Annotated in this window: 15 protein-coding genes; 9 read left to right on the top strand and 6 right to left on the bottom strand. The window is 70.3% G+C overall.

Going from position 1 to position 12675, the window contains the following annotated elements; all coding sequences use genetic code 11:
* Nucleotides 1–197: 197 nt before the first annotated feature.
* Nucleotides 198–1751 (top strand): serine/threonine-protein kinase, encoded by a 1554-nt coding sequence (locus tag LBW94_RS22410; RefSeq protein WP_225053027.1) that lies wholly within the window; start codon nt 198–200, stop codon nt 1749–1751.
* A 46-nt stretch (nt 1752–1797) separates the two neighbouring features.
* On the opposite strand, the gene LBW94_RS22405 is transcribed toward LBW94_RS22410, so the two are convergent.
* Complete coding sequence (locus tag LBW94_RS22405; protein WP_225053025.1) at nt 1798–2199, bottom strand: PPOX class F420-dependent oxidoreductase; 402 nt, start codon at nt 2197–2199, stop codon at nt 1798–1800.
* A 180-nt stretch (nt 2200–2379) separates the two neighbouring features.
* Between LBW94_RS22405 and hisD the strand changes: the two genes are divergently transcribed.
* From hisD to hisH, 4 genes are read left to right on the top strand one after another with little or no spacing between them, the layout of a single operon-like run.
* Nucleotides 2380–3717 carry a histidinol dehydrogenase gene (gene hisD, locus LBW94_RS22400; protein WP_225053024.1) on the top strand — a complete coding sequence of 446 codons (1338 nt, stop codon included), beginning with the start codon at nt 2380–2382 and terminating at the stop codon, nt 3715–3717.
* Nucleotides 3718–3754: 37 nt separating this feature from the next.
* A complete protein-coding gene (locus LBW94_RS22395) occupies nt 3755–4888 on the top strand; it encodes a histidinol-phosphate transaminase (RefSeq protein ID WP_225053022.1) in 1134 nt (377 codons plus the stop codon).
* On the top strand, nt 4885–5526 hold the full coding sequence (gene hisB / locus LBW94_RS22390) for an imidazoleglycerol-phosphate dehydratase HisB (protein WP_225053021.1): 642 nt from the start codon (nt 4885–4887) through the stop codon (nt 5524–5526). The genes LBW94_RS22395 and hisB overlap by 4 nt, the downstream gene beginning before the upstream one ends.
* A complete protein-coding gene (hisH, locus tag LBW94_RS22385) occupies nt 5523–6158 on the top strand; it encodes an imidazole glycerol phosphate synthase subunit HisH (RefSeq protein WP_225053019.1) in 636 nt (211 codons plus the stop codon). The genes hisB and hisH overlap by 4 nt, the downstream gene beginning before the upstream one ends.
* A gap of 87 nt (nt 6159–6245) precedes the next feature.
* On the opposite strand, the gene LBW94_RS22380 is transcribed toward hisH, so the two are convergent.
* Together LBW94_RS22380 and LBW94_RS22375 are read right to left on the bottom strand one after the other, a co-directional pair.
* Nucleotides 6246–6698, bottom strand: a complete 453-nt coding sequence (locus tag LBW94_RS22380) for a hypothetical protein (protein WP_225053018.1) — start codon at nt 6696–6698, stop codon at nt 6246–6248.
* Between the two features lie 103 nt (nt 6699–6801).
* A complete protein-coding gene (locus LBW94_RS22375; protein ID WP_225053016.1) occupies nt 6802–7263 on the bottom strand; it encodes a hypothetical protein in 462 nt (153 codons plus the stop codon).
* Nucleotides 7264–7722: 459 nt separating this feature from the next.
* Between LBW94_RS22375 and priA the strand changes: the two genes are divergently transcribed.
* The 4 genes from priA (at nt 7723) to hisI (ending at nt 10666) form a co-directional block, all read left to right on the top strand.
* On the top strand, nt 7723–8454 hold the full coding sequence (gene priA / locus LBW94_RS22370; protein WP_225053015.1) for a bifunctional 1-(5-phosphoribosyl)-5-((5-phosphoribosylamino)methylideneamino)imidazole-4-carboxamide isomerase/phosphoribosylanthranilate isomerase PriA: 732 nt from the start codon (nt 7723–7725) through the stop codon (nt 8452–8454).
* 8 nt (nt 8455–8462) lie between these two features.
* Nucleotides 8463–9302 (top strand): inositol monophosphatase family protein, encoded by an 840-nt coding sequence (locus tag LBW94_RS22365; RefSeq protein ID WP_225053013.1) that lies wholly within the window; start codon nt 8463–8465, stop codon nt 9300–9302.
* Between the two features lie 190 nt (nt 9303–9492).
* A complete protein-coding gene (gene hisF, locus LBW94_RS22360; RefSeq protein WP_225053011.1) occupies nt 9493–10266 on the top strand; it encodes an imidazole glycerol phosphate synthase subunit HisF in 774 nt (257 codons plus the stop codon).
* A 46-nt stretch (nt 10267–10312) separates the two neighbouring features.
* Nucleotides 10313–10666 carry a phosphoribosyl-AMP cyclohydrolase gene (hisI, locus tag LBW94_RS22355; protein WP_225053010.1) on the top strand — a complete coding sequence of 118 codons (354 nt, stop codon included), beginning with the start codon at nt 10313–10315 and terminating at the stop codon, nt 10664–10666.
* Nucleotides 10667–10762: 96 nt separating this feature from the next.
* Here hisI and LBW94_RS22350 read toward each other — a convergent pair whose 3' ends face one another.
* The 3 genes from LBW94_RS22350 to LBW94_RS22340 form a co-directional block, all read right to left on the bottom strand.
* Nucleotides 10763–11257, bottom strand: coding sequence for a MarR family winged helix-turn-helix transcriptional regulator (locus LBW94_RS22350; protein WP_225053272.1), 495 nt, complete (start codon nt 11255–11257; stop codon nt 10763–10765).
* 198 nt (nt 11258–11455) lie between these two features.
* Nucleotides 11456–12091 (bottom strand): permease, encoded by a 636-nt coding sequence (locus LBW94_RS22345; RefSeq protein ID WP_225053008.1) that lies wholly within the window; start codon nt 12089–12091, stop codon nt 11456–11458.
* Nucleotides 12092–12207: 116 nt separating this feature from the next.
* Nucleotides 12208–12669: a peroxiredoxin gene (locus tag LBW94_RS22340; RefSeq protein WP_225053006.1), complete on the bottom strand. Its 462-nt coding sequence runs from the start codon at nt 12667–12669 to the stop codon at nt 12208–12210.
* Nucleotides 12670–12675: the final 6 nt, after the last annotated feature.

The following is a 12675-nucleotide window of genomic DNA, read 5'->3' as shown; positions in this document are numbered from 1 at the left end:
AGTGACCGGGGTCACGCCCGGATCTCGCAGTGATCTCGTACGCATTGCACAGTGTGGCCGAATATTTCCCACAGATCTCGCTCCGGCGACAGACTCCACCGTCCGGCCCGCTACACTCGTCCCGAGGCGCGGGCGACCGCGCACAGTAAGTCACGGATCACGGAGAAATTCGGAGTAGTGCCATCGAAACCGGTCAAGTGATCGCAGGGCATTACCGCCTGGTCGAGCGGATTGGTAGCGGCGGCACAGGCGTAGTCTGGCGTGCCGTCGACGAGCGTCTCGAGCGATCGGTGGCGATCAAGCAGATCCTCACCCAGCCCAGCCTGCCGCCGGGTGAGAAGGAGATCGTGCGTCAGCGCGCCTCGCGCGAGGCCCGCAACGCCGCGCGGTTCCAGCACCCCAACGCGATCGTCGTCTTCGACATCACCGATCACGAGGGCGACCCCTGCCTGATCATGGAATATCTGCCGTCGCAGAGCCTGGCGGTGGTGCTGTCCGCGCAGGGCACGCTGCCGCTGCCGCAGGTCGCGCGCATCGGTGAGCAGGTGGCGTCGGCGCTGGTCGCCGCGCATCGGGCGAGCATCGTCCACCGCGACATCAAACCGGGCAACGTACTGCTCGGCGACAACGGCACGGTGAAGATCACCGACTTCGGGATCTCCAAGGCCAAGGGTGACGTCACCCTCACCGCCACCGGCCTCATCTCCGGCACCGCCGCCTATCTGGCGCCGGAGGTCGCGCGCGGCGCCGACCCGACCCCCGCGGCCGACGTGTTCGCCTTGGGCGCAACGCTTTTCCACTCCCTGGAGGGGCAGCCGCCGTACGGCACCAACCCCAACCCGCTGGCGCTGCTGTACGCGGCCGCCAACGGCCAGCTGCAACAGCCGCGCAATGCCGGCCCGCTCACCGATCTGCTGCTGTCACTGCTGTCGTTCGAGCCGGAGGACCGGCCGAGCATGACCGACGTGCGGGACGAGCTCGCCGAATTCGCCGACTACGCCGCCGATTCCGAGAACAACCGGATGCTGGCGACGCATCGGCCGGCCGGGCGCCGCCCGGGCATCCACACCCTGGACCGCCGGGCCGCCCAGGCCGACATCTCCACCGCGGAGATGATGGCCGCGGCCGCAACGATTTCCGAGCCGGAGATGATTCCGGTCCGGCCCGCGGCGGTGCACTACCCGACCCGGTCCAACCCGGTGTCGGCGCCGATCGAGCTGGAGCCGAGCCGCCGCAAGCCGCTGCTGTTCGCCGGTGGTTTCGCCGTGGGCCTGCTGATCGTGGCGGGTGTGCTGTTCGCCATGTTCAACAATTCGAGCTCGAATTCGAATGCGGCGCAGTCGCCCTCGGCCAGCACCAGCACGTCGGCGAAGGCGGGTGCGGCCACCACGACGGCGGCCCCGGTGGGGCAGACCAAGAGCTCCGGTAAGCAGATCGACCAGAACGAGGCGGTGGCGCTCGTCGATCAAAGTTTCTTCAGCGCGATCCTGGACACCCGGTACTCCGATGCCTGGGCCGCGCTGACCCCGGCCGCCCAGCAGGTCTACGGCAGCCAGTCGGCCTTCAACCAGTACTGGACCAAGAACACCATCCAGGGCTACAACACCATCGACGTGGCGAGCACCAGCAGCACCGACGGTTCCGTCGACATCCGGGTGGCCAGCGTCACCTACGGCGGCCAGACCAAGTCGATGCTGTTCCACGTCATCGACTCCGGTGGGCGCCTGCTCATCGACAGCGACACCAAGTAGGACCACCGAGGCGGCGGACGAGGATCCGCCGCCTCGCCTGGTCGGCTCAGTCGCGCGGGCGCAGGTTACCGGAGACCCCGGTGGGCCGGACCGCGATCGCCACCCGCTGCTCCGCGTCCGGCGGGACCACCGGACCACCCCCGTAGCGCTCGGACAGCCGGCTGTACAGCGCCGCCGTCGGATCGGGATCGATGTGATCGATCGTGCCCCGCAGCTCGAGGTAGCGGTACGGATTGTCCGGATCGAAGATCGAGATGGAGACCCGCGGCTCCTTGGCGAGATTGCGGAACTTCTGCCGGGCATTGGTGTGGGTGAACCAGACGAACTCACCGTCCCAGACGAACCACATCGGGTTCACCTGGGGGGAGCCGTCCGGCCTGGTGGTGCCCAGGCTGGCGTAGATCGGCCGTTCCAGCAGATCCCGCACCTGCTCGGGAATTTCGGTCACGTCGTGCCTCCGCGAAGGGATAGTGGTTGCTTACCGCGAGGATCAACAGCGACGGGCCGCGGTTCATGCCCGGGTCGGGCGGCGAAAATCGGCTGGCGCGCACCCGATAGGCTGGTAGCCGGTCCGAGGCCGTCCGGCCTTCGATGTGATGACCAGCACAGACAAGGACTCCGCACCGCTATGACATCCCGCATCGAGCTCGCCCGCGTCGATCTGCGCGGTCGCACTCCCACCACCGCCGAGCTGCGTACCGCGCTGCCGCGTGGGGGAGTCGACGTCGACTCGGTGCTGCATCACGTGCGGCCGGTCGTGGAGGCGATCCGCGATCGGGGCGTCGAGGCGGCGCAGGAGTTCAGCGCGAAATTCGACGGTGTCACCCCGGATGCCGTCCGGGTGCCCGCCGCCGAGCTGGAGCGGGCGCTGGCCGAGCTGGATCCGGCGGTGCGCGCGGCCCTGGAGATCGCCATCACCCGCACCCGCCTGGTGCACGCCGATCAGCGGCGCACCGACACCACCACCGAGGTGGTGCCCGGCGGCACCGTCACCGAGCGCTGGGTGCCGGTCGAGCGGGTGGGCCTCTACGTGCCCGGCGGCAACGCTGTCTACCCGTCCTCGGTCGTGATGAACGTGGTGCCCGCGCAGACCGCCGGGGTCGAGTCGCTGGTGGTGGCCTCGCCGCCGCAGGCGCAGTTCGGCGGGCTGCCGCATCCGACCATCCTGGCCGCCGCGCGGCTGCTCGGCGTCGAGGAGGTGTGGGCCGTCGGCGGCGCGCAGGCCGTGGCGCTGCTGTCCTACGGCGGCACCGACACCACCGGCGAGGCGCTGCTGCCGGTCGACATGATCACCGGACCGGGCAACATCTACGTCACCGCCGCCAAGCGGCTGTGCCGCGGCCTGGTCGGCATCGACGCCGAGGCCGGGCCCACCGAGATCGCGATCCTCGCCGACGCCACGGCCGATCCGGTGCACGTGGCCGCCGACCTGATCAGCCAGGCCGAGCACGACGTGCTGGCGGCCAGCGTGCTGGTCACCGACAGCGCGGCGCTCGCCGACGCGGTCGACGCCGCCCTCACCGCGCAGCTGGCGGTGGTCAAGCACCGGGAGCGGGTCACCTCGGCGCTGACCGGCGCCCAGTCCGGCGTCGTCCTGGTCGACGACATCGACCAAGGCCTGCGGGTGGTCAACGCCTACGCCGCCGAGCACCTGGAGATCCAGACCGCCGACGCGGCCGCGGTGGCGGCCCGGGTGCGCAGCGCGGGGGCGGTGTTCGTCGGCGCCTGGTCGCCGGTCAGCCTCGGCGACTACTGCGCCGGCTCCAACCATGTGCTGCCCACCGCCGGCTGTGCCCGGCACTCCTCGGGCCTGAGCGTGCAGACCTTCCTGCGTGGCATCCACGTCGTCGAGTACAGCGAGGCGGCGCTGAAGGATGTCGCCGGGCATGTGGTCGCACTGGCGAACGCGGAGGATCTGCCCGCGCACGGACAGGCCGTCCAGGCGCGCTTCGAGGCATTGCGATGACGCCGGCAGCCGGCGCGAGACGAGGAACGACGAGACGATGACGAAGACCGTGAACGTGCCGGGCAGCGGCATCTCCCTGGACGATCTGCCGCTGCGGGAGAACCTGCGCGGCAAGAGTCCGTACGGCGCACCGCAATTGACGGTGCCGGTCCAGCTGAACACCAACGAGAACCCGCACCCGCCCAGCCGCGGCCTGATCGACGACGTGGCGGAGTCGATCCGCGCCGCCGCCACCGACCTGCACCGCTATCCGGACCGCGACGCGGTCGCGCTGCGCACCGACCTGGCCGCCTACCTGACCCGGCAGACCGGGGTCGAGCTGGACGTGTCGAACGTGTGGGCCGCCAACGGCTCCAACGAGATCCTGCAACAGCTGTTGCAGGCGTTCGGCGGATCCGGCCGCAGCGCCATGGGTTTCGTGCCCTCCTACTCGATGCACCCGATCATCTCCGAGAGCATCGACACCGAATGGATCGAGGCCAAGCGCGGCGGAGACTTCGCGCTGGACATCGACCACGCGCTGGCCTGCATTGCCGAACGCCGCCCCGACGTGGTGTTCGTGACCAGCCCGAACAACCCCACCGGGCACAGCATTGCGCCGCCGGAGCTGATCCGGATCCTGGACGCGGCGCCGGGCATCGTGGTCGTCGACGAGGCGTACGCCGAATTCTCCGACGCCCCCAGCGCCATCGAGCTGATCGACCGGTATCCGGCGAAACTCGTGGTGTCGCGGACCATGTCGAAGGCGTTCGCCTTCGCCGGCGGCCGGTTGGGCTATCTGGCCGCGGCCCCCGCGGTGATCGACGCGATGCTGCTGGTGCGGTTGCCCTACCACCTGTCGGTGGTCACCCAGGCGGCCGCCCGCGCGGCCCTGCGGCACGCCGACGAAACCCTGGGCAGCGTCGCGGAACTGGCGGCGCAGCGCGAGCGGGTGGCAGCGGCGTTGCGCGCGTTGGACTTCGAGGTCGCGCCCAGTGACGCGAACTTCCTGCTGTTCGGCCGGTTCGCCGACGCCCCGGCCGCGTGGCGGCGCTATCTCGACGAGGGGGTGCTGATCCGCGACGTCGGCATCCCGGCCTATCTGCGGGTCACCATCGGCCTGGCCGCCGAGAACGACGAATTCCTGCGCGTCAGCGCGAAACTGGCGGCCACCGAGCTGGTCGGCCGATGAGCGCGGACCGTATCGCCCGGGTGGAGCGGACCACCAAGGAATCCAGCATCGTCGTCGAGCTGAACCTCGACGGCACCGGGCAGACCGAGATCAGCACCGGCATCCCGTTCTACGACCACATGCTCACCGCGCTCGGCGCGCACGCCGGTTTCGACCTGGGGGTGCGGGCCGAGGGCGATATCGAGATCGAGGCCCACCACACCGTCGAGGACACCGCGATCGTGCTCGGCCAGGCGCTGGGCAGCGCACTGGGCGACAAGCGCGGCATCCGGCGCTTCGGCGACGCCTACATCCCGATGGACGAGACGCTGGCCCACGCCGCCGTCGACGTCTCCGGCCGGCCCTACTGCGTGCACACCGGTGAGCCGGAACACTTGCTGCACACCGTGATTCCCGGTTCGCCGGTCGGCGGCCGGGGCGGCGTCCCGGGCGCGCCCTACTCGACGGTGCTGAACCGGCACGTGTTCGAGTCGATCGCGCTGAACGCCCGCATCGCCCTGCACGTGCGGGTGCTGTACGGCCGCGACCAGCACCACATCACCGAGGCCGAGTTCAAGGCCGTCGCCCGGGCGCTGCGCGCCGCCGTCGAACCGGATCCACGGGTGACCGGCGTACCGTCGACGAAGGGAACGTTGTGAGCACCCCTCGGATCGCGTTGCTGGACTACGGTTCCGGCAACCTGCACTCCGCGCACCGCGCGCTGGTCCGCGCCGGCGCCGAGGTCACCGTCACCGCCGATCCCGATGTGGCGCTGGAGGCCGACGGGCTGGTGGTGCCCGGCGTCGGCGCGTACGCCGCCTGCATGAGCGGCCTGCTGTCGGTGCGCGGCGAGCGCATCATCGGCAAGCGCCTGGCCGGGGGCCGGCCGGTACTGGGCATCTGCGTCGGCATGCAGATCCTCTTCGATCGCGGCGTCGAATTCGGCGTCGAGACCGAGGGCTGCGCCGAATGGCCGGGCGTGGTCGAGCGGCTGCACGCGCCCGTGCTGCCGCACATGGGCTGGAACACCGTGCAGGCGCCCGCCGACAGCGTGCTGTTCGCCGGCCTGGACGCGGACACCCGCTTCTACTTCGTGCACTCCTACGCCGCCCAGACCTGGGAGTGGGAGGACAACGGCACCATCGCCCCGGCGAAACTCACCTGGTGCGACTACGGTGGCCGCTTCCTCGCCGCCGTCGAGAACGGCCCGCTGTCGGCCACCCAGTTCCATCCGGAGAAGTCCGGCGACGCGGGCGCCCACCTGCTCCGCAACTGGGTGTCCGCGCTCTAGCGAGCGAGCACATTCGTTGCGGCGCAGGTTGTCTCGTGTCGGGTAGGGCCGGTTCGCTCGCGTGGACGCGAGGCGGACCGGTCGGCGCTACTCGGTGTTCTGAAGGTCACTGACCAGCCAGCTGTCGCCCACCCGGTTCAGGGTCAGGGCGAAGGCCCACACCCCGGCGCGCGGTTCGCGGCCGGTTTCGTCGGTGACGACCGTCTGGTTCACCACCAGGCGGGCGGCCTGCTGCGCGTCGTCGCCGGCGCCGCTGGTGCACTCCACCACATTGCCGTTGGAATGGGCGTGCAGCCCGGCGAGTTTGGTGCGCAGGGTGGGCAGGGCGTCGCGGAAGTTGTCGTGGAAGCCGCCGGTGGTCCGGTCCAGTACCCGCTGGAAATAGCCTTCGATCTCGCTGTAGTCGTAATTGGTGACCTCGCGGCCGAAGTCGCAGGCCGCGGTCCGGGCTCGGTCGTCGTCCGCCGTTGCGGTGGCGGGCACGACGAGACCGGCGGACGCGGCCACCAGCAGGGTGGCCGGAAGCATGGCTCGATACACGATGCCCTCGATCGTCGTTGCGTGCGAACCAGGTTCGGATCGCAGCGCCGACCTTACCGGGGTGCTATCGAACGCCTTACCGGAGAGGTATCGGGTGTTCGGACTACACCGGGTCGACCCGGACCGCGAGCCAGCGGCCGCCGACATTGTCGAAGGTCACCCGCATGACGGTGCGGCTGGGCTGCGGCAGGCCGAACGTGGCGTCGCTGCGGGTGCTCTGGTCGACCGAGACCACCGCGTCGGCGTGCCCGGGATCGGCGGTGTCGGTACGGCATTCGACCACCACCGCCTCCGCACGGGTGTGCGCGGACAACACGTGTTGCCGCCGGTCGGCCGCCGAACTCTGGAACTGGTCACGGAACGCGCCGGTGGACCGGTCGAGTACCCGCTGGTCGTAGTCGTCGTAGGCGGCGTAGTCGTAGGTGGCCAGCTGCCGGCCGAAATCGCAGGCGGCCAGCTGGACCGGGTCGGTGGGCGCGGTCGCGGTGGCGACGCCGGGCGCGAACATCCCGGCCACCACCGGTGACAGCCCGGCGACGACCAGTGCGGGCGCGAGCGCCGGCACTGCGAGCGCCGACCGGGAACGCAGCCTGAATGCACAGCGCTGCAAGGCAATCCGAGACACAAGTCACCTCTTGCTGGTTCGGCGAATGCTGACCGCACGGTCCCGGCGCCCGGGGCACGCTGAGGATCGGACGTCCGCTCCGGCGCCCCACCCCCGTTGTCCGGGTTCCCCTCCGGGCCTGCCGCAAACCCTATCGCTCCCGCCGGTCGCCTCGGCCGGGCGTCCCTGCGTGTCCTGCGCGGCGTGTCGAGCAGGGTCTGTCCGTGGCGGCGGAAGTCGCGGCGCGGTGGGCAGTGCGGGCGCTGGTGGGATTTCGTGGTGCCGTCGAGTGGAGGGTTCCACCCTGTCGGTGGCGAGCGTCCGAGGGCTGCGGCGCTGTCGAGCCGCGGGACGGTGGCCGGTGTCGCGCGGTGCCGGGCCGACGAACGGCCGAGTGATGGTAACCAATAGGATGCTTTCGTGAGTCTCGTGCTGCTACCCGCCGTCGATGTCGCCAATGGTGAGGCCGTGCGCCTCGTGCAGGGAGAGGCCGGCAGCGAGACCAGCTACGGTTCCCCGCGCGATGCGGCCCTGGCCTGGCAGAACGACGGCGCCGAGTGGGTGCATCTGGTCGATCTCGACGCCGCGTTCGGCAAGGGCTCCAACCGGGAACTGCTGGCCCGGGTGGTCGGCGAGCTGGACGTGAAGGTCGAGCTGTCCGGCGGTATCCGCGACGACGATTCCCTGAAGGCCGCGCTGGCCACCGGCTGTGCCCGGGTCAACCTCGGCACCGCCGCGCTGGAGGATCCGCAGTGGTGCGCCCGCGCTCTCGGCGAATACGGCGATCGGATCGCCGTCGGCCTGGACGTCAAGCTCATCGACGGCGAGTACCGGCTGCGCGGGCGCGGCTGGGTCAGCGACGGCGGCGATCTGTGGGAGGTGCTGGAGCGGCTCGAGCGCGACGGCTGCGGCCGCTACGTGGTCACCGACGTCACCAAGGACGGCACCCTCACCGGCCCCAATCTGGATCTGCTGCGCGAGGTCGCCAACGCCACCGAATCCCCGGTCATCGCCTCGGGCGGCGTCTCCACCCTGGACGACCTGCGGGCCATCGCCGGTCTGGTGGACGAGGGCGTGGAGGGCGCGATCGTCGGCAAGGCCCTGTACGCGGGGCGGTTCACGCTGCCCGACGCGCTGGCCGCGGTGCGCTGACGCCGCCGATGACCACCGTCGCTGCGACCGCCGACCTCACCGGGCTGCTGGCCACGGCGAGCGAGGCCCTGGATTCCGTCGCCCCTCGCTTCGTGGCGGGCATCGGCGCCCCGAGCGCGGTGGTGAAGGGGCAGGGCGATTTCGCGACCGAGTTCGATCTGGAGCTGGAACGCACCCTCTCGCAGCTGCTGACCGAGCGCACCGGCATCCCGGTGCACGGTGAGGAGTTCGGCGGTCCGGAGCTGACCACCGGCACCGCCTGGGTGCTCGACCCGATCGACGGTACTTTCAACTATTCGTCCGGGCATCCGCTGTCCGGCATGCTGCTGGCGCTGGTCCGTGAGGGCGAACCGGTGCTCGGGCTGACCTGGCTGCCGCTGCTCGGCCACACCTACGCGGCGATGGTCGGTGGTCCGGTGCTGGTCGACGGCCGGCCGGTGCCACCGCTGGGCCGGGGCCGGCTGTCGGAGGCGATGATCGGCTTCGGCGCGTTCAACATCGATTCGCGCGGGCGCATCCCCGGCTCGTTCCGGTTCGACGTGCTCGGCGCGCTGAGCCGGCTGTCCGGGCGGCTGCGCATGCACGGTTCCACCGGCATCGACCTGGCGTTCACCGCGTCCGGGGTGCTGGGCGGCGCGGTCGTCTTCGGCCATCACGCCTGGGACAACGCCGCCGGGGTCGCACTGGTCCGCGCGGCCGGGGGAGTGGTCACCGACCTGGCCGGCGCGCCGTGGACGATCGAGTCCGGGTCGGTGCTGGCCGCCGCCCCCGGGGTGCACGAGGAACTGCTGGAACTGATCCACTCCGCTGTGGACCGTGCCCGCCGCGACGGGCAGGCCGAGCAGTGATCCGCCTGCTGGACCGGGCCGGGATCCGCCGGGCAGGCCGCGCGGAGACTCGACGGCCGGACCGGGCCGGGACTCGACGGCCGGACCGGGCCGGGATCCACGGGGCAGACCGAGCCGAGGCACACCGGGCGGGTCCGGGGGAGCCCAGCCCGGCATCGACCATGACGACGACAACGATGGGGCTGATCCGATGAGTCTGGCCGTCCGTGTGATCCCGTGCCTGGACGTGGACGCGGGCCGCGTCGTGAAGGGCGTGAACTTCGAGAACCTGCGCGACGCCGGTGACCCGGTGGAGCTGGCCGCCGCCTACGACGCCCAGGGCGCCGACGAACTGACCTTCCTCGACGTCACCGCCTCCTCCGGCGACCGGGCCACCATGATCGACGTGGTGACCCGCACCGCCGAGCAGATCTTCATCCCGCTCACCGTCGGCGGCGGCGTCCGCACGGTCGAGGACGTGGACCGGCTGCTGCGGGCCGGTGCGGACAAGGTGTCGGTGAACACCGCCGCCATCGCCGATCCGGAGATCCTGCGCGAGATGTCGGAGCGCTTCGGCTCGCAGTGCATCGTGCTGTCGGTGGACGCCCGGCTGGTCCCGGAGGGCAACCCCCCGACACCGTCGGGCTGGGAGGTCACCACGCACGGCGGCAAGCGCAGCACCGGCATCGATGCCGTCGAGTGGGCCGCGCGCGGCGCCGAACTGGGCGTCGGTGAGATCCTGCTCAACTCGATGGACGCCGACGGCACCAAGGGCGGTTTCGACCTGCCGATGATCCAGGCGGTGCGGGAGGCGGTCTCGGTGCCGATCATCGCCAGCGGCGGCGCGGGCCGGGTCGGGCACTTCCCGCCCGCGGTGCAGACCGGCGCCGACGCGGTGCTGGCCGCGAGTGTCTTCCACTTCGGCGACCTGACGATCCCGCAGGTGAAGGACGCCATGCGGGCCGAGGGTATCGTCGTTCGCTGAGCCCTCCGGTGCCCGCACCGATCATCCCGACGACGGAACGGTTTTCATGAGCCTCGACCCGGCCATCGCCGCCCGCCTCAAGCGCAACGAGGCGGGACTGGTCGCCGCCATCGCGCAGGAACGCGGCAGCGGCGACGTGCTGATGATGGCGTGGATGGACGACGAGGCGCTGGCCCGCACGTTGTCGACCCGCAAGGCCACCTACTACTCCCGCTCCCGGCAGGAGTACTGGGTCAAGGGTGAGACCTCCGGCCACACCCAGTACGTGCACGAGGTGCGGCTGGACTGCGACGGCGATGTGGTGCTGCTGGTCGTCGACCAGACCGGCGGCGCGTGCCATACGGGTGACCACAGCTGCTGGGACGGGGACGTGCTGCTGTCGGACGCGCTCGCCGACTGACCGGCGGGCCGTACGCGCACGTGGACCGGTAGCCGCGCGGACTTCGCGAACCGGCCGCCGGATGCGCGTGCGAACCGGCCGCCGCGTGTCCGGGAGCTACGAGTTCGAGCGCCGTCGTGGCGCCCGCGTGGGCCGGCCCTTGTCGTCGTCGGGGCGGCCGCCGGCGCGGCCGATACCGCGGGCCAGACCGGAGTCCAGCTGGGCGATCAGCGCCTCACCCAGTTCGGCCAGTTGTTCGGTCTGCTGCGGGGTCAGACTCTCGAAGACCAGCCCGCGTACCGCCTCCAGGTAGCCGGGAGTAGCCTGCTGCACCCGCTCGAGTCCGAGGTTGGTCAGCACGGCCTGAGCGCCGCGGCGGCCGGTCTGCGCGTCGCGCACCACCCAGCCGAGTCGCTCCAGCTTGGTCACCACATGCGACAGCCTGGATAGCGATGCATTTGCCTTCTGCGCCAGATCGCTCAGTTGCAGGCGATGGCCGGGTTGTTCGGCGAGTATCGACATGATGAGGTACTCGAAATGCGTGAACCCGGACTCGTTCTGCATCTGGGTATCCATCGCAGCCGGAAGTTTGGTCGTCAGCGCGACGAGCATCTGCCAAGCTCGCTGTTCGATGGTATTCAGCCACGTCGTCACTCTGTGCCCTCTCTTGCAGCCAAGTGACGTGATCTCGTTAGCCGAGCTAGTGATAATTGAAACTTCAATTCACAGTCACCCGCGAACACTTAGTTTGCCACGATTTCGCTCGTGGGTCACCAGTGTTGTTTATGACGTGACATCTATCACGTGTCATCAGGTCTTGGGGTGACCATCGTCGGCGTGTCGAAACTTGGATTCGCGTGTCGTGTCATCGATATCTTGCGGCGTGCCGACGGATTGCGCGCGCTGTGTCGCGAGTTGCCGCTTGGCCGCCTGGTGGAGGCGGAACCGGCCGCGCAGCACCAGGAAAGCGGTCAGCAGGAACAGCAGTGTGGCGACGATCGCGCCGCTGAGCGTGGCGCCGCGGAATCCGGGCGCGTCGACATCGAGGACCCGCTCGCCGGCGTGTGCGGCGGAACTGCCGCCGAGCACGATGCTCAGCGTCATCAGATTCGGCAGCGCGATCACGATGGCGCCCACCGCCGCGGCCCCGGCCAGGAACCGGCCGCCGCGCTTGCCCCACACGGTCGCGGCGAACAGCAGGAGCAGCAGTGGGATCGCCGTGCACAGGACGCCGAGGAGCAGTCCGGACCAGATGCCCCGGCTGAAACTGCCGTGCCCGGACATGCCGGCGATCCGCTGCGCCCACCAGCGCGGGATGAACGCCGCCACCAGCACATAGGCCAGGACCAGTACGACCACGAAGGCCAACGCGCCGAGGATCCGGTGCCGCCAGACATTCGCGCCGGGACGGACGCCGACGGGTTGCTCCACGCTGTGTGAAGTCATAGCAACAGCGTATGCATCCGCGGCGGGGTGGAGAACCACCCGGACCCGAGCGTGTCCGATCGGCGGCCGATCAGCCGTTGCGCTGTATCGGGATCGGCTGTCGCGCCGGTACGGGATCAGCCGTTGCGCTGTGTGAGGAAGGCCAGCGCCTCGTCGCCGTGCACATTCGCCTTGAGTTCGCCGGTGATCACCGCGAGCACCGTGTGATCGGTGTCGATGACGAAGGTGTGCCGCTTGACCGGCATGAACCGGCCCAGCAGCCCGCGCTTGACGCCGAACTGCTCGGCCACCACCCCGCCGACATCCGACAGCAGCGGGTATCCCAGGCGCTGCGCCTCGGCGAAACCGGCCTGGGTGTCGACCGCGTCGGTGCTGATCCCGGCGCAGCTCGCGCCGACCGCCGCGAAATCGGCGGACAGATCCCGGAAGTGGCAGGCCTCGGCGGTGCAGACCGGGGTGTTCGCGGCCGGATAGAAGAACAGCACCAGCGGTCCGCCGGACAGCAGCGAATCCAGGGACCGGACGGTGCCGGACTGGTCGGGAAGCTCGAACGCGGGCGCCTGCTCACCTGTCCTCATGATCAG

Origin of the sequence: Nocardia sp. alder85J, assembly GCF_020176955.2 — a bacterium.
Classification (GTDB): Bacteria; Actinomycetota; Actinomycetes; order Mycobacteriales; family Mycobacteriaceae; genus Nocardia.
This window is presented reverse-complemented; position numbering and strand designations above follow the sequence as displayed.

What these genes read in the sequence shown, in the direction of transcription:
- hisF (WP_225053011.1), top strand. Translation starts at nt 9,493, where the DNA reads ATGAGTCTGGCCGTCCGTGTGATCCCGTGCCTGGACGTGGACGCGGGC.
- LBW94_RS22345 (WP_225053008.1), bottom strand. Translation starts at nt 12,091, where the DNA reads ATGACTTCACACAGCGTGGAGCAACCCGTCGGCGTCCGTCCCGGCGCG.
- hisI (WP_225053010.1), top strand. Translation starts at nt 10,313, where the DNA reads ATGAGCCTCGACCCGGCCATCGCCGCCCGCCTCAAGCGCAACGAGGCG.
- hisB (WP_225053021.1), top strand. Translation starts at nt 4,885, where the DNA reads ATGAGCGCGGACCGTATCGCCCGGGTGGAGCGGACCACCAAGGAATCC.
- LBW94_RS22350 (WP_225053272.1), bottom strand. Translation starts at nt 11,257, where the DNA reads ATGCTCGTCGCGCTGACGACCAAACTTCCGGCTGCGATGGATACCCAG.
- hisD (WP_225053024.1), top strand. Translation starts at nt 2,380, where the DNA reads ATGACATCCCGCATCGAGCTCGCCCGCGTCGATCTGCGCGGTCGCACT.
- LBW94_RS22395 (WP_225053022.1), top strand. Translation starts at nt 3,755, where the DNA reads ATGACGAAGACCGTGAACGTGCCGGGCAGCGGCATCTCCCTGGACGAT.
- LBW94_RS22365 (WP_225053013.1), top strand. Translation starts at nt 8,463, where the DNA reads ATGACCACCGTCGCTGCGACCGCCGACCTCACCGGGCTGCTGGCCACG.
- LBW94_RS22340 (WP_225053006.1), bottom strand. Translation starts at nt 12,669, where the DNA reads ATGAGGACAGGTGAGCAGGCGCCCGCGTTCGAGCTTCCCGACCAGTCC.